Annotated in this window: 17 protein-coding genes; 13 read left to right on the top strand and 4 right to left on the bottom strand. The window is 62.6% G+C overall.

Translation table 11 applies throughout. The features are described 5' to 3' along the window. The first annotated feature begins 33 nt into the window (after positions 1-33). From OOJ59_RS25220 to OOJ59_RS25180, 9 genes are all read left to right on the top strand, one after another. Positions 34-354 carry a plasmid mobilization protein gene (locus tag OOJ59_RS25220; RefSeq protein WP_021029055.1) on the top strand — a complete coding sequence of 107 codons (321 nt, stop codon included), beginning with the start codon at positions 34-36 and terminating at the stop codon, positions 352-354. Beyond that, positions 335-3,007: a TraI/MobA(P) family conjugative relaxase gene (gene traI / locus OOJ59_RS25215; protein ID WP_059385972.1), complete on the top strand. Its 2,673-nt coding sequence runs from the start codon at positions 335-337 to the stop codon at positions 3,005-3,007. Before OOJ59_RS25220 ends, traI begins: the two co-directional genes overlap by 20 nt. A 41-nt stretch (positions 3,008-3,048) precedes the next feature. Continuing rightward, entirely contained in the window at positions 3,049-3,327 is a 279-nt protein-coding gene (locus OOJ59_RS25210; RefSeq protein WP_015060221.1) for a BrnT family toxin, read from the top strand. Continuing rightward, a complete protein-coding gene (locus tag OOJ59_RS25205) occupies positions 3,287-3,607 on the top strand; it encodes a BrnA antitoxin family protein (protein WP_045286807.1) in 321 nt (106 codons plus the stop codon). Before OOJ59_RS25210 ends, OOJ59_RS25205 begins: the two co-directional genes overlap by 41 nt. Next, complete coding sequence (locus tag OOJ59_RS25200) at positions 3,604-3,882, top strand: hypothetical protein (RefSeq protein WP_202211495.1); 279 nt, start codon at positions 3,604-3,606, stop codon at positions 3,880-3,882. Before OOJ59_RS25205 ends, OOJ59_RS25200 begins: the two co-directional genes overlap by 4 nt. Before the next feature lie 228 nt (positions 3,883-4,110). Beyond that, the gene (locus OOJ59_RS25195; RefSeq protein WP_196240184.1) at positions 4,111-4,410 is read left to right on the top strand and encodes a type II toxin-antitoxin system YafQ family toxin; all 300 of its coding nucleotides are present in this window, start codon (positions 4,111-4,113) and stop codon (positions 4,408-4,410) included. A gap of 126 nt (positions 4,411-4,536) precedes the next feature. After that, positions 4,537-5,112, top strand: a complete 576-nt coding sequence (locus OOJ59_RS25190) for a recombinase family protein (protein WP_001173919.1) — start codon at positions 4,537-4,539, stop codon at positions 5,110-5,112. Positions 5,113-5,222: 110 nt separating this feature from the next. Beyond that, a complete protein-coding gene (locus OOJ59_RS25185; RefSeq protein ID WP_442781394.1) occupies positions 5,223-5,495 on the top strand; it encodes a hypothetical protein in 273 nt (90 codons plus the stop codon). 18 nt (positions 5,496-5,513) lie between these two features. Further along, entirely contained in the window at positions 5,514-5,981 is a 468-nt protein-coding gene (locus tag OOJ59_RS25180) for a hypothetical protein (protein ID WP_223916890.1), read from the top strand. Positions 5,982-5,987: 6 nt separating this feature from the next. Here the strand turns inward: OOJ59_RS25180 and OOJ59_RS25175 are convergent, their stop codons facing one another. From OOJ59_RS25175 to OOJ59_RS25160, 4 genes are read right to left on the bottom strand one after another with little or no spacing between them, the layout of a single operon-like run. After that, positions 5,988-7,004, bottom strand: coding sequence for an HlyD family secretion protein (locus tag OOJ59_RS25175; protein ID WP_202212045.1), 1,017 nt, complete (start codon positions 7,002-7,004; stop codon positions 5,988-5,990). A 9-nt stretch (positions 7,005-7,013) separates the two neighbouring features. Next, a complete protein-coding gene (locus OOJ59_RS25170) occupies positions 7,014-9,128 on the bottom strand; it encodes a TolC family protein (protein WP_268063531.1) in 2,115 nt (704 codons plus the stop codon). Next, positions 9,098-10,426, bottom strand: a complete 1,329-nt coding sequence (locus OOJ59_RS25165; RefSeq protein ID WP_202212047.1) for a glycosyltransferase family 2 protein — start codon at positions 10,424-10,426, stop codon at positions 9,098-9,100. Before OOJ59_RS25165 ends, OOJ59_RS25170 begins: the two co-directional genes overlap by 31 nt. A 1-nt stretch (position 10,427) precedes the next feature. Further along, entirely contained in the window at positions 10,428-11,810 is a 1,383-nt protein-coding gene (locus OOJ59_RS25160) for a diguanylate cyclase domain-containing protein (protein WP_202212048.1), read from the bottom strand. Between the two features lie 400 nt (positions 11,811-12,210). On the opposite strand from OOJ59_RS25160, the gene relB reads away from it, so the two are divergent. From relB to OOJ59_RS25140, 4 genes are all read left to right on the top strand, one after another. Beyond that, positions 12,211-12,450, top strand: coding sequence for a type II toxin-antitoxin system RelB family antitoxin (gene relB, locus OOJ59_RS25155; protein WP_042044878.1), 240 nt, complete (start codon positions 12,211-12,213; stop codon positions 12,448-12,450). Further along, entirely contained in the window at positions 12,440-12,724 is a 285-nt protein-coding gene (locus OOJ59_RS25150) for a type II toxin-antitoxin system RelE/ParE family toxin (protein WP_139731036.1), read from the top strand. The genes relB and OOJ59_RS25150 overlap by 11 nt, the downstream gene beginning before the upstream one ends. Positions 12,725-13,023: 299 nt before the next feature. Continuing rightward, complete coding sequence (parA, locus tag OOJ59_RS25145; protein ID WP_202212049.1) at positions 13,024-13,653, top strand: ParA family partition ATPase; 630 nt, start codon at positions 13,024-13,026, stop codon at positions 13,651-13,653. Positions 13,654-13,673: 20 nt separating this feature from the next. Then, positions 13,674-13,871 carry a plasmid partition protein ParG gene (locus OOJ59_RS25140; RefSeq protein WP_139731038.1) on the top strand — a complete coding sequence of 66 codons (198 nt, stop codon included), beginning with the start codon at positions 13,674-13,676 and terminating at the stop codon, positions 13,869-13,871. The last annotated feature ends 352 nt before the right edge of the window (positions 13,872-14,223 follow it).

The raw sequence follows: 14,223 nt of genomic DNA, 5'->3' as shown, positions 1-14,223 counted from the left end.
CCCCGCCCCCCGCCCCGGCGAGAAGGAGACACGATGCCATTTGAAACGCAGGGGCCGGAACCGCTGGACGCCGTTATCAATGTACGGCTGACCGCAGCGGAGAAGGCCCGCTTGAAAGAGGATGCCGACCTTGCCGGGTTGAGCATGTCCGAGCTTGTCCGCCGCCGCTACTTCGGCAGGCCGATCATTGCCAACGCCGACGCCGTGATGCTCAAGGAGCTGCGGCGCATCGGTGGATTGCTCAAGCACATCCACAACGAAAGCGGAGGCATTTACAACAAGGACACAGCCGGGGCACTTGTGGCCCTGAAAGCCTACATCGGGAAACTGAGCCGTGATCGTCAAGAAGGTTAAGAACCCGCAGAAGGCAGCAAGCAAGGCGGTTCGCGTTTCTCGCCTAACCGACTACATCCGCGAGCCGGAGCGTGAGAACTCGCAGGAGAAGTGCATCCATGCCGGGGCGCGTGGATTCATCACCGATGAACCACAGAGCCAGACGGCAGAAATGATTGCCTTGTCACAAGAGGCAGTGCGAAGCAAGGACACGATCAATCACTATGTCCTGAGTTGGCGAGAAGGCGAGCAGCCCAGCCCGGAGCAGGTCGAAGAAGCGGTAAGCATTTTCATGGATGAGCTAGGTGTTAAAGACCATCAAGCCATCTATGGTTTGCACGCCGACACGGACAACTTGCACCTGCACCTTGCCATCAACCGCGTGCATCCTGAAACGCTCAAGGTGGTGAAGATCAATAACGGCTTCGACATTGAGGCAGCGCACAAGGCGATAGCACGAATCGAGAACGCACAAGGCTGGCAGCGTGAGCAGAACGGGCGTTATCAGGTGTTGGAGAATGGTGAGTTAGGCCGGGAGCACATCGACAAGGACAAGCCGCGCCAGCCAGCCCAGCCGAAGCGCGACATGGAAAACCGCACCGGGGAGAAATCCGCCGAACGCATCGCCATTGAGGACGGCGCACCGATCATCAAAAAGGCGCAGACGTGGGAGCAGTTGCACCGCGAGTTAGCAGCCAAGGGGATGCGCTACGAGAAAACAGGCAGCGGGGCGACGCTCTTTGTCGGTGATGTTGGCGTGAAGGCCAGCAGCGCAGACCGGGACGCGAGCCTATCCAAGTTACAAAAGCGACTCGGAGCTTACCAGCCGCCGCCGCAGCGTCAGCAGGTAGCACAGCGCGAGCCAGAGCCGATCAAGCCAGACGTGCCGGGATGGAAGGATTACATCACCGGGCGCAAGGCGCACTACGCGGAAAAGAACGCGGCCAAGCTGGCACTGGACAAGCGGCAGGAGCAGGAGCGCAAGCAGATTGCCGAGCAGCAGAAAGCCCGCCGCGATGAACTCATGCGCGGCAACTGGAAGGGTAAGGGCGAAGTGCTCAACGCCATGCGCAGCGTGATTGCCGCCGAGCAGGCCGCAGAGAAAGCAGCCTTGAAAGAGAAGCACCAGAAGCAGCGCGAGCAGCACCGGCAGCAGTTCCGGCCCTATCCCGACCTGGAGCAGTGGCAGCGGATGCAGAAAAGCCCGGAGCTTGCCGAGCAGTGGCGGCACCGCGCCAGCGAGCCGCAGCGCATCGAGGGCGCGAGCGGCGAGCCGCCGACGCCGCGAGACATCCGCGCCTATCAGCCTGAAATCGTGGGCCAGCAGGTGCATTACAGCCGGAAGGAAGAAGCGGGGGCGGGCGGGGGTGTGTCTTTCGTGGACAAGGGAAAAAGCATCGATATTCACGACTGGCGCAACCGGGACAGCACGCTTGCCGCCTTGCAGCTATCGGCGCAGAAGTGGGGCAGCTTCACCGTAACCGGGAACGACGAATACAAGGCCATGTGCGCGAAGTTAGCAGCAGAGCACGGTTTCAAGATCACGAATCCTGAGCTTCAGGAGCGCATCCAGCAGGAGCGGCAGCGGATACAGCAGGAGAGGGCGCAGGCGATGAAATCGGAGCAGCTAAAGCAGTTTGAGCTGTACGCGGAAGCGGTAGGCGCGGAGCGCTACCGGGTAACGTCCATCAAGATGCAGGCAGACGGAAGGAAGCAAACCTTCATCCTCGACAAGAAGGACGGCATCACGCGGGGCTTCACGCCGCAGGAGATCGAGCAGCGCACGCCGGAGATGCTGCGCCTACAGCGCCGGGGCGAAAACCTCTACTACACGCCACTATCGGACAAGAAGCATCACATCCTCATCGACGACATGAACCGGGAGAAGCTGGAGCGGCTTATCCGTGACGGCTACCGGCCCGCCGTTGTGCTGGAATCAAGCCCCGGCAACTATCAGGCCATCATCACCGTGCCGAAGCTGGGGACGGCCCACGACAAGGACGTGGGCAACCGGCTGAGCGATGCCCTGAACCGTGAATACGGCGACCCGAAGCTATCGGGAGCCATCCACCCGCACCGCGCACCCGGCTACGAGAATCGCAAGCCCAAGCACCAGCGCGAGGACGGCAGCTATCCCGAAGTGCGCTTGCTCAAGGCCGAGCGCCGCGAGTGCGTCAAGGCGCTGGCCCTGTCCAGCCAGATCGACGCCGAGTATCAGCGTCAGGCCGCCTTGAAGGCGCAGCAGCCAGAACGCAGCAAAGCCAAGCCCGCCTTGGAGCTTGCAGCGGCCAGCGGCAGCGCGATCGACGCTTACCAGCGGCATTACCGCGACGTGATCAAGCGGCAGCGTGGCGGCGAGGTGGACTTGTCCCGCGTGGATTCCATGATTGCCGTGCGGATGCGCGTTACCGGCCACGATCAAGCCGCCATCGAGGGCGCTATCCGCCAGTGCGCCCCGGCCACCCGGCAGAAGGGCGAGGGGCGCGACTGGAACGACTACGCGCAGCGCACCGCCCGCTATGCCTACAGCGCCGCAGGCGACCGGCAAGCCGCCGAGCTTGGGAAGTACCGCCAGCAGTGGGAGAAGCTGGAAGGGCGCGAGCCTGTACGCCAGCAGGAGCAGGCCAAGGCGCAGAAGATCGAGCGCGACAACTCACCCGGCATGAGTCGATAAGACTTGATGTAACTACAAAAAGACGCTACAATAAGAACACAATGGAACTTGAATGGGACGCCGATAAAGCGGCACGAAACCTGAAAAAGCACGGCGTTTCCTTCGAGGATGCCGAGCTTGTTTTTTACGACTCCGGGCGGGTTGAAGCCTACGACGGACGCGAGGACTACGGGGAAGATCGTTGGGCAACGATTGGGCTTGCCTACTCGGCTGTCCTGTATGTGGTCTACACCGTCCGACACGAGGAAACCATCCGCCTTATCTCTGCGAGGAAAGCAAATGCCGACGAAAGAAAGCAATATCGTGAAGCGAACTCTTGACCTCAAGAAGCCGCCACAGTTGAGCGCCGAGCAGAAGGCGCGACTGGATGCCGTGGCCTCGATGCCGGATGAGCAGATCGACTATAGCGATGCACCCTATCTGCCTGATGCTGTCTGGATGAAGGCAGCGGAGCAATTGCCCCACACCAAGAAGCAAATCACGCTGCGCATTGATGCCGAAGTGTTGGAGTTCTTCAAGCACACCGGCAAGCGTTATCAGTCGCGCATGAATGCTGTTTTGCGCTCCTACGTTGAGGCGCACAAGGCGCACGCGAAATGAGCGGCGACGACAAGCAGCTTGAGCTTGAAGCCCTCGCCGCCGTGGGCGAAATGCTCTTGTTCGACCAAGCCAGAGGCAACCCGGAAGAAGCCGCCCGCATCCTGCGATGTGCGCGGCTTTTTGCTCGTTCAGAGGATGCCGCGCAGCGTCTCAGCGAGCTATGCAACGAGGCGGGCAGTGATGCGACTTGGCGCGAAAACATCGTGGAGGAACTGCAAGACCGAGAGGACTTGCAAGCCGCCGAGGCAGCGATGGAAGCCCGCCGACAGGCCTAACTTGTTGCGCAAGCGGATAGTGCCGACACGGCCTTGCAGACCCTAATGGACGAGGTAGCGGCGGACACCTTCGGCAGTCTCGATGAAGGATATGCGGCACAGGCGCAGGCCGAGGCCGTGAAGGCGTGGCAGGGCAGGCAGTGAGCGGCATTTGTTGGTGTTTCATCGTAACCCGGCAAGTGTTCAGCAAACGGTGGTTTGTTGGACAGTTGCCGCAAGGGGCAGTTTTTGTCATTTTCAGAAGACGACTGCACCAGACAACGCGGTTTGAAGGCAGTTGTGCAGTCGTCTATTGAACGAACAGTATCAGGAGTCCGCTGCACGAATGATGACCTCAAGCCGGTTCTGGTCGCGCTGGCGACCGATCAGCCCCTGGATGTGCGATACCGCGACCACGATCTTTCCGGCGATTGGGCGGGCTACCGCGAATGCCACATCAAGCCCGACCTGCTGCTGATCTACCGCAAGTCCGACGCCGACACCCTGCGACTGGCGCGGCTTGGCTCCCATAGCGAGCTGTTCGGCTGATGCCAGTCGCCTTGTCCGCCAAACGATCATTAGGCGGCCAAACCGGACGCCTGTCCGAAAACATCTTGCGCAACGGGATGACGGACAATAAGATAGGCGGACGGTATAACGGACAAATGGGCGGAAATGGCACTCATCGGCTATGCGCGGGTATCGACGGCGGAACAGGACACCGCCTTGCAGACGGATGCGCTGCGCAATGCAGGCTGCGAACGGGTTTTCGAGGACACGGCATCCGGGGCCAAGGCAGACCGGCCCGGCTTGGCCGATGCGCTGGCTTATCTGCGCGATGGCGATGTGCTGGTCGTCTGGCGGCTGGATCGGCTTGGCCGCTCCCTGCCGCACCTGATTGAGACGGTCGGCAAGCTGGAAGCACGGGGCGTCGGCTTCCGCTCGTTGACTGAAAACATCGACACCACCACGCCGGGCGGACGGCTCATCTTCCATGTGTTCGGTGCGCTGGGCCAGTTCGAGCGCGACCTGATCCGCGAGCGCACCAAGGCCGGGTTGACCGCTGCCGCCGCACGCGGGCGCAAAGGCGGACGCAAGCCGGTTGTCACTGCCGACAAGTTGCAACGAGCGCGGGAGCTTGTCGCCAACGGCTTGAATGTCCGCGAGGCCGCCGCACGCCTCAAGGTAGGAAAAACCGCTCTCTACGCTGCCTTGCAGGCGGCCAGTTCTGGCAGTGCAGCCGACTCCTGATATTTCGTGCAGTCGCCTTCTGAAAACGACAATCAGGCAAAAATGCGTCGCCATCAGGCGAGACAGGCAAGTCCCGCAGGTGGATCAGCTACGAGATCAAGGCGGGCAACTTGCTGGCGTTGAACGTGGGCAACCGCGGCCAGCGGGTGCCGGACTGGCACCTCGACCCACTCAAGCACGAGCTGATCCAGTCCGTCCTCAAGCTGACCAGGGGTGCGGACCCTTGGCAGATCTACCATGCACTGCTGCAGCCGCGCTCGATGCTGCGGGGGCGTTCGGCACTGGAGGGCGTGACGGCCAGCAATCTCGACAAGCTCGTCATGGCAGTGAGCACAGCCGTGAAGGAAAGCGAATGGACCCCGCCGCGAGTCGGGGTCGCCTAGCAGCAGGAATGCGGGATCGTGGCGAAACCGCGATTCCCGCGCGTCTGTCAGGACACCAGGCGCGCGCATTTCATGAAGGCGATGGTGGCCTACGTGAGGGACAAACAGCAGCGCTTCCAGCGCGAGGGGCTGCTGAACCACCTCGGTGCCTTGCAGAGCCTCGGCCCGCTGCACGGCATGCGCACCTTCTGGGATTTCGACGGTCGCTTCACCGCACCGCTGCACGGCTACAGCGACGCCCAGGACTACTACCGCCGTGCCTCCAGCCGCTACTACCTGCCAGAGATCACGACACCAACCCTGCTGATCCAGGCCGCGGACGACCCCTTCGTGTTTCGCCACAGCGTGCCGGAACCAACCGAACTGTCGGCGACCACAACCCTGGAGCTGCACCGCCGCGGCGGCCACGTCGGCTTTGTCGAAGGCACACCGCGCCGCCCGCGTTACTACCTGGATCGGCGCATTCCGCAGTGGCTGGCGGGCTGAGACGTTTCAGCCGCCAAATGGCAACCATCGGTGCGGGAAGCGCGCCTTGAGACCGAGCCGGTCAATGCGCCACTCAGGCGGCAGACCATCGTGCACCCGCGCAATCACGCGCAGCCTGCGTGTCGGCGCACTGAACGGTGGGCGCAGTTCGACCGGCACCGGCGCGGCATCGTCCACCGCCTGAATCACTACCGCCTGGCGTTGACTATGGTCGGGAAAGATCAGCGTCAGCAGCTTTCCGGGTGTGGCCTCGGCAGCGTGGCGCGGATCGAGATAAACCCAGACCTGCGCCTCGCCGTCGCTCTCGACGCGCAACAGGGGCGTGCCCGGCCCGACGTTCTCGCCAGGCGCGACGAGGATTTCGCCGACGCGGCCATCGTTCTCGGCGCGCAGTTCCAGCCCCTGCAAACGGCTGTCCAGCCAGGCCAGCTCCAGATCGCGCTGGCGCTGTTCGGGTCCGGCATCCGGCTGGCGCCGCTGCTCCAGCTGATACAGTTCGCGCAGCCGTACATCACGCAGATCGGTCGCCGCCAGCAACTCGCCACGGGTTGCCGCGCCGGCATCGAGCAGCCGCTGGACCTGCCGTACGCGCGCTTCGGCACCCGCCAGCGACTCCTGCAGCAGCGCCCGTTCGGCTGCCAGGCTGGCGGCATTCGGGCTTTCCATCGGCGTGCTCGCCGCCTCCAGCAGGAAGCGCCGCGCACGCCATTCCGAGTTGTCCAGACGTACCAGCAGCTCGCCGGCCGTGACCCGCTGCCCCGGCTGTACCAGCAGCTGCTGGACCTGCGCGGCGTCACGGGCGCGCAGCTCGCTGCCCGGCAGATGCAGCTGAGCCGGCGCCTCGATCAGCCACAGCGTGAGCACCCAGCGGCCGATCAGCCAAAGCAGCGGACTGAGTACCGCCAGCAGAATGAGGTACCAGCGCACTCGAAAGGCCAGGCGCTTGCCCGGCGCATAGAGCACCTGCAGGCCCTGCTCCTGGGTGGGTTGTTGCTCCTTGGCGCTGGAGAATTTGATCTTCATGCAATGTGCTCAATGGGGATAGTGAGACCAGTCCTGCCAGTCGATGCCGGCAACGGCCTGTGGCTGCAACTGCTGGCGCCAGCGCTCGGTCTGCGCCTGCAATTGCGCGCGCGAGGCGGCGCTCCAGCTTTCATCCGCCGCCAGCTGCGGCTCCACGCTCTGCGCCAGGCGGAACGACAGTCCCGGCCAGCGGCGCGCAATATCCGCCGCCAGCTCCGCACTGCGTGCGGCGTTGCGGGTGTAGATCATCAGGCTGACCTGGCGCACGCCGCGCTGGCGCAGCTCGCAGGGGACGCAGTATTCGCCGGCGCGCGGTGCGGCGAACCAGCGGTGATGGCTGGACAGCTCAAGCGGCCAGGGACTGACGCTCGCGGCCGCCGTCAGCGTATCCATCCAGTCGCGCAGCCGCGCCTCGGGGACCGGCCAGCCGAGCTGCTCGACTTCCAGATCCAGATGCAGACCGGCGAACGGCAGCGTCGTCAGCTCACCGAGCAGATCGAGCAACCCCTGACGACCCTCGGGTTGTAGCCAGTGCGGATCGCCGAGCAGCAGCAGCACCTCGAATCCCTGTTCGCGCGCGGCACTGAGCAACACGCGCAACTGGCCGCGCAAGCGCTCCGGCTCAGCCACTTGGGCGGCGTCCAGGCCGAGGTAGAGACGCTGCATGCCGGCCGCGCGCAGTTGCGCCAATGCCTCGGCGCGGCGCTGTTCGTCGAGCAGTGCGTGGCTGTCCCAGAGATAGACGCCCTGTTGCCATTGCACCGCCCGGGGAGCCGCCGCCGTGTGTGCGGCCGCCACCGGTGCCTGCCAGTCGAGCGTGGCCGGCCCGAGCAACGGCGCGTGCGCAACATCGTCGTCCACGAACAGGCGCAGAGCCGCTTCCCGCAGCCACAACCCGTGCCAGGCGGCGATCAGGCGCAGCCCGGCGTAGCCGTGCTCCAGCTCGGCCGCCAGGCTGCCCAGATAGGCCTGATCGACGTCGCCAGCGCGCCGCAGACGCTGCTCACGCACGGCCAGCGCCGCCGCTTCCAACTGCTGGCGCGCCTGCAGCAGGTCTTCGGCGGCCGCGCGCTGCGCACGCAGTGCCTGGCCGAGGCCCTGCACCAGGCGCTCACGCTCGGCATCGAGCTGCGCCAGCGCCATCTGGTGACGCGCCGCGCCCTCATCACCGCGCGCCTGCCCGTAGGACAGCGGGTCGAAGGGCGCCGACAGGCTGATGCTGGCCACCAGCCCATTGCCCGGCTCGTTGCCACCGCTGCGGTCTTCGTAGCTCTGCGCGACGCTGAAGCTCAAATCGACCGCCGCGTACCACGGACTCTGCCGATTGCGCTCGGCCTGACGCAGCTGGCCGCGCCGCTCCTGCAGACGTGGATGCCGCTCGAGCTGCTGCAACCAGGCGCTCAGAGGCTGCGCGCTTGCCGCCAGTGCTTCGGTCTGGGCCTGGCTTTGCGGCTCGATGGTCTGTCCACTCAGCGACTGCAGGCTGTAGCGGGTTTCTTCCAGCAGCGGCCCGGCGGCGGCGCAACGGCGCTCCAGCGCCTGCCAGCGGCCATCCTGCAGACGCGCCTCGGAAGCCAGCAACCAGCCTTCGCGCAGGCGCGCCGCCAGCTGCTCGCGCGCGCGCCGTGCAGGCTCGGCGATGCCGTCGCACCAGCGCAGTTCTTCCTGCGCTCGCCACCAGTCGGCATAGGCGCTGCGCAGTGCCAGGCGCTGCTCGAGGCGCGCCAGCTGCAGTCGCGCCTGCTGTTGCTGGCGCTGGTCTTCGACGCTGCGCAACGCATCCTGCTGGCGCTTCAGGCTGCCCAGCAGTGGATGACGCAAGCCGAGCGCCAGATCGCGACCGTAGTAGTCGTCGCGCACCTCTTCGGTCACCAGCTCCCGATAGCGCCCGGTCCCTGCCGAGGCGAACCATTGCCAGCCGGCTTCGGCCTCGCGCTGGCGCTGCAATGCCTCGAGCGCCGCACCTTCGGCCTCGGCCGCGCGCAGCAGCGGCGTGCTGTTGGCGCCATCGAGCAGCGCCGGTAGCGGCAATACCTCGGCCAGACAGGATGAAGCCAGTCCCAGCAGACCCAGCAATAGGAATACTCGCCGCATCAGAACCTCTTCGCCTTGCGCAGCACCCACCAGGGCGCCATCGAGGTTTCCTCATGGCCACGCCGGATCATTTCGTTGAGGATCGCCACTGCGCTCCAGCAGCGCATGACGAACATGAACAGCGGAAACAGCGGCACCACCCAGCACAGCCACAGGTCCTGCCGCGGCCGCTCGGACACCATGCACACCGCTACCACGTAGGCCAGCAGGGTGTTGGCCAAGTACACCAGATAGACCAGCCAGGCGAGCACCAGGAAGGTCGACAGCGTCAGCGAGTACAGTCCGACGATGAAGTAGCCGAGGATGATGAACGGCAGCACCAGCTGGAAGAAGAACCCGCTGACCAGCACCACCAGAAAGTTCGGCCAGCCGAGCAGGCGCGGCGTGAAACTGTGGCGATGCTTGCGCACATAGAGGAAGAACAGATCGCCATCCCAGCGCAGGCGCTGCATGAGGAACTGGCGGAACGTCACCGGCGCGTCGGTATGGCCGATGGCGCGGGGCTCGAACGGAATGCGCAGCGGCCGGCGGCCGAAGTAGTTCTTGATGCGCAGGGTGATATCCAGATCCTCGGCGGTATGGGTATCCCAGCCACCGATTTTCTGCAGAAAGCTGCGACGAAAGGCGCCGAACGCGCCGGATACGTTATTCACCACGTTCCACTCGCTGAGCCCGATCTTGGCCAGCTGGATCGACAGCAGGTATTCCAGCGCCTGCATCGCCGTGGTCAGCGAGGCGCGAGCGTTGCGCACCCGCAGGCTGCCCGCCACCGCCGGCACGTCCGGGTCCTGGAAATGGCGCACCACGTTGACCACCATGTCGTTGTCGAACGAGGTATCGCCATCCAGCGCCATGACGATCTCACCGGTGCTGTATTCCAGCCCAGCGTTCAGTGAGGACACCCGTCCGCCACGCTGCCACTTGGCGATCGGCCGCAGAAAGCGCCGCGGATACAACTGCGCATCGAGGCGAAAATCCCGCACGGCCTGCATCGTCGCGTGATTGGCCGTCGCGCCGTCGACCACCGGAATCATCTCGATCTCGCCGCGATAGGTCTGCTCGCACAGGCTGAGCAGCGTGGTCTGCACATCCCGACCTTCGCTATAGCAGGTGATCACGCAGGACACGCGCGGCTGGTAACTGTTGCCTTCCGGCAGCTCGAAGGGTTTGCGCACGAACCAGCGCAGCACGCCGAGCAGGATCACCAGGCTGAGCGGCACCTCCAGCAACAGAAACGCCGGAAACAGCATCACCAGCAGATAGCCCAGGCCGTCGGGCTTGTCGATTTCGCCGAGAATCCCCAGCCACTGCAGCCAGAAACCCTCCATCTCAGCCCAGCTCCCCGTTCAGGCGCGCCAGCAGCAACGCGGCATCTTCCTGTTCGAGCAGGTCGGCCGGTGCGGTGAAGCCGATCTGACGCAGCTGCAGCTGGCCGATCTGCTCGCTGGCCAGCCGCTCGGCACCTTCCTGCAGGCGTTTACGCACCACTGCCAGGCCGGCCGCATCGGTGTGCGGCATCATGATCCAGAGAATCTCTTCACTGACCCGGCTGCAGCGATCGGTGTCGCGCACGGCTTCCTGCAGCCGCTCCACCAGGCTGTCCACCAGCGCATGGCCGCGCAGCTCGCCGAGTGCGCTGATGGTCGCCGCCAGGTTGACGAACCGCAGCCCCAGCAGGGAGAACGCCGGCTGCTTGTAGCGCCGCACCAGCTGCAGCTGCCAGTTGAGCAGCTCGTGGAAGGACTTCTGGTTGAGCAGGTTGAGCGCACCGAACTGATCGGTCTCGGCGACACTGGCCGAGTAGCCCTGCCGACAGCGCAATCGCCCGGCCTCGGCGAGGCGGAAGTGACGCACCTCGCGCACGCGCAGCTTGTCCGGCGCATGGGCCTGGCCACAGTCCAGGCAGCGCGCCTCGACTTCGGCATCGACGAAGAACGCCTGGCAGCTGCGGCAGCGATAGTTCTCCAGCGGCCGGTCGTAATCGCTGCCGATGTGACGCAGGCGCGAGAAACAGTTCGGGCAGAGCAGCAGGCCATCCTTGAGGAAGTGCTCCTGGGCGCCGACGTGGCCGCAGGTGAAGCAGTGCAGCGACGGCTGACGGGCGATTTCCAGCGTCTGGCACTCGGGGCAGACATCCACGTAGTTCAACCGGCCGGAGCCACAACCGACGCACAGGCGCACCCGATCGACCAGCTCGCCCTCTTCCAGCCAGCCCTGCTGGGTCATCAGCTGTAGCCAGGCGAAGGCGTTCGGCGACTCGTCGTCCTCCAGCGCCTCCAGCAGCGGATAGTGATAGTGCTGCGCCACGCCGGCATCGCGCACCGCATGGATGGCGCCGTGCGGGTGCAACCACAGCCAGGCGAGCACGCGCGACTCGAAACGCTCCGGCGCCACCCCACGGTTGAACAGCGCGAAGCGCTCCTGCCAGAGCCGCCAGAGCGGCACCAGGGCGCTCAGATCAGCCGGCGGCGCGCCGTCGCTCAGCGCCTTGCAAGACGCGTCCTGCTCCTGGCAGCAGTAGATCAGGCTGAAGCGGTAGCGCTTGTCCATACGCAGGCTGCGCAACGCTTCGCCGGCGCGCACCGCCGGCAGATCGAGCAGAACGATGTCATACGCCGGCAGCGCCGCGAGCGCGGACCACTCGGGGTGCCGCTCGTATTCGATACCGACAACAGGGGAAGAAGACGCACCAAGGACAGCGACGCGTGGCATGGGGGACATGGGAAGGAAAACCGGATAATGGCTATGTGATACTTGATTGCCTCATTCTACAAGTTCTTTCAGGGTTATTCACCAGCTATTCGTCGGCCTCGACGCTTGAATATTGATCAGGCCGTCATTCCGCACCTTCCCTAACGGATGATTGATTTAGCAATAATTGCGCATAAGGGGGCGTTACGGTAAATCCGGCGCCCCTTTTTGTTGTCTGTTGTCTTGGCCGGACATCGAGGGAAGCTGCAGGAGTGGTTTCACTGTCTGCGCCGGACATTCAGGAGCCCTCTTCACGCCGGTGCTGCGGTTACCCAGATTGCCATCTCGGGCATGTCGCCATGCTGCTGCTCAGGGTGTAGTATGTAGCATATTGTAAACATTGTAGTGTCGGGAGGGGCGTATGAGCGTGATGTCTGTCCGTTTGCCGGACGAGGTAGAGCAACAGTTGGGGCAGTTAGCCCAGTCCACTGGCAGGACTAAATCCTGGTTGGCTAACCAGGCTATTAAGGATTATTTGGCGCGTGAGGCCTGGCAGATCACGGAGGTAGAAGCCGCCTTGCGTGAAGCGGATGCGGGTGACTTCGTATCTGAAAAAGAGATGATGGCGAAGTTCAATCGGTGGGGTATCAATGCAGGTTAAATGGCTGCGTAAGGCTGCGCTGAACCTCGAAGATGCTCACGATTACTTGGCAAAAGAAAACCCCAGGGTTGCCCAGGAGTTTGCGCACGAGGTGTATCGCTTGGTTAATCTGCTGGTCGAACAGCCCTCGATGGGAAGGTCGGGACGTGTCCCAGGTACGCGCGAGCTTGTGGTGCAACCTTACCCGTTCCTCATTCCATACCGAGTAAAGGGAGAGGAAATCCATATTTTGAGGGTGTTTCATACCAGGTTACGGCTGCCTAGTCACTGGTAGTTGGATGTTGCCCGTTAGCCCCATGCCTGGCATCCATCCAGCCACTAAATAGCTAATCAAAGCTAAATATTGATTGTTCGTTTTTGTATTTTGATTGCGGGCGTTATATGCCCTTCGGCATAAGTGCCCCAAGAGGTTAGCCACTGATCTAAATCTTGAGCTGTGGCATAGCGGCCAGTCTCTTGGAACTCCTGCCAAGACAGCAACCAAGACAACAACAAGGAGTGGCAACCTCTTGCGTCTAAAGCTCATTTGATGATTTACTTCTTTACTCATTAACTCAATTGAGTGGGGTGGGCATGCTGGTTATATCGGTGTTGAACCAGAAAGGAGGGAGCGGCAAAACCACGATTGCCACTCATCTAGCGCGAGCCTTTCAGGTGGCGGGTCGCGATGTGCTGTTGATCGACAGCGATCCCCAGGGAAGCGCAAGAGATTGGTCTGCAGTGCGTGATGAGCAACCGGTGCCAGTGGTGGGGATAGATAGGCCAACCATCGAGCGCGATATCAAGGCGGTGTCCCACAAAGACTTGATCGTGATCGATGGTGCTCCGCAGGCCGCTGACCTAGCGATATCCGCGATCAAGGCAAGCAATCTGGTGCTGATCCCTGTCCAACCCTCTCCTTACGATATTTGGGCGGCCTCTGATCTGGTGGATCTGGTGAAGCAGCGGATAGAGATGACCGATGGCCGTTTGAAGGCTGCGTTTGTGGTAAGTCGAGCCATCAAGAACACCAAGATCGGCGCTGAGATCAGAGAGGCGCTGGAGGGTTATGGTCTGCCGGTATTGGCAGCGAGAGTGACCCAAAGCGTTGCGTATCCGAGCACAGCAGCTGCAGGTACCACCGTGCTTGATGCTGAGCCTAACAGCAATGCAGCCCAGGAAATACGTGACTTGGCAGATGAAGTTTTAGAATTACTCAAATGAGTTAATGAGGGTGTGAGTAAATGAGCGTGCTGAAAGCTGGCCGTCCCAGCAGTGAAAAGCGGGCAATGACCATGGGTGATATTGCCGGATCCGTGAAGATGAAGCGGGTTAATTTCGACCTGCCGGAGGCGTTGCACACCAAGCTGAAAATGCATGCAGCTGCGCAGGGGAAGTCCATCAAGGATATCATGACGGACTTTGTTGAAGCCTTGCCGTGATCGATTGATTATCAACTATCCTGTCGGGATAGTATTGAATATATGAGTATTTTTTTGCAGTAGTGCGTACTAAAAAGCGTTGATCGATCAGTCTGATCAACGCTACTCTGTACGCCAGAAACGAAAAAACCGCCTTGGCGGGCGGTTTTTCGAAGGTACTCGGAGTTGGCGCTCTTTGTACCTGGTAACGGCTCCGTAGAGGGAAGCAGCTACCAAAAGTCCCAGTAAGTTTAGCGGCACTTTGCCGTATCTTTCAAGCTAATTCCCTCTTTACACCCGTTACCGAAGGCCACCACCTTTGGCGCTTTGTCGTACCCGCACGGATTGGAAGCATGAGTTTGTTGCCGTGTGT

It is taken from the genome of Citrobacter sp. W9, assembly GCF_026719375.1.
Lineage (GTDB): Bacteria > Pseudomonadota > Gammaproteobacteria > Enterobacterales > Enterobacteriaceae > Citrobacter > Citrobacter werkmanii.
The sequence above is the reverse complement of the archived record's forward strand: the minus strand, read 5'-3'. Positions and strand labels throughout refer to the sequence as shown.

Coding starts and splice junctions, on each gene's coding strand:
- OOJ59_RS25220 (WP_021029055.1), top strand. CDS start 34: ATGCCATTTGAAACGCAGGGGCCGGAACCGCTGGACGCCGTTATCAAT.
- OOJ59_RS25210 (WP_015060221.1), top strand. CDS start 3,049: ATGGAACTTGAATGGGACGCCGATAAAGCGGCACGAAACCTGAAAAAG.
- OOJ59_RS25205 (WP_045286807.1), top strand. CDS start 3,287: ATGCCGACGAAAGAAAGCAATATCGTGAAGCGAACTCTTGACCTCAAG.
- OOJ59_RS25200 (WP_202211495.1), top strand. CDS start 3,604: ATGAGCGGCGACGACAAGCAGCTTGAGCTTGAAGCCCTCGCCGCCGTG.
- OOJ59_RS25190 (WP_001173919.1), top strand. CDS start 4,537: ATGGCACTCATCGGCTATGCGCGGGTATCGACGGCGGAACAGGACACC.
- OOJ59_RS25175 (WP_202212045.1), bottom strand. CDS start 7,004: ATGAAGATCAAATTCTCCAGCGCCAAGGAGCAACAACCCACCCAGGAG.
- OOJ59_RS25165 (WP_202212047.1), bottom strand. CDS start 10,426: ATGGAGGGTTTCTGGCTGCAGTGGCTGGGGATTCTCGGCGAAATCGAC.
- OOJ59_RS25160 (WP_202212048.1), bottom strand. CDS start 11,810: ATGCCACGCGTCGCTGTCCTTGGTGCGTCTTCTTCCCCTGTTGTCGGT.
- relB (WP_042044878.1), top strand. CDS start 12,211: ATGAGCGTGATGTCTGTCCGTTTGCCGGACGAGGTAGAGCAACAGTTG.
- OOJ59_RS25150 (WP_139731036.1), top strand. CDS start 12,440: ATGCAGGTTAAATGGCTGCGTAAGGCTGCGCTGAACCTCGAAGATGCT.
- parA (WP_202212049.1), top strand. CDS start 13,024: ATGCTGGTTATATCGGTGTTGAACCAGAAAGGAGGGAGCGGCAAAACC.
- OOJ59_RS25140 (WP_139731038.1), top strand. CDS start 13,674: ATGAGCGTGCTGAAAGCTGGCCGTCCCAGCAGTGAAAAGCGGGCAATG.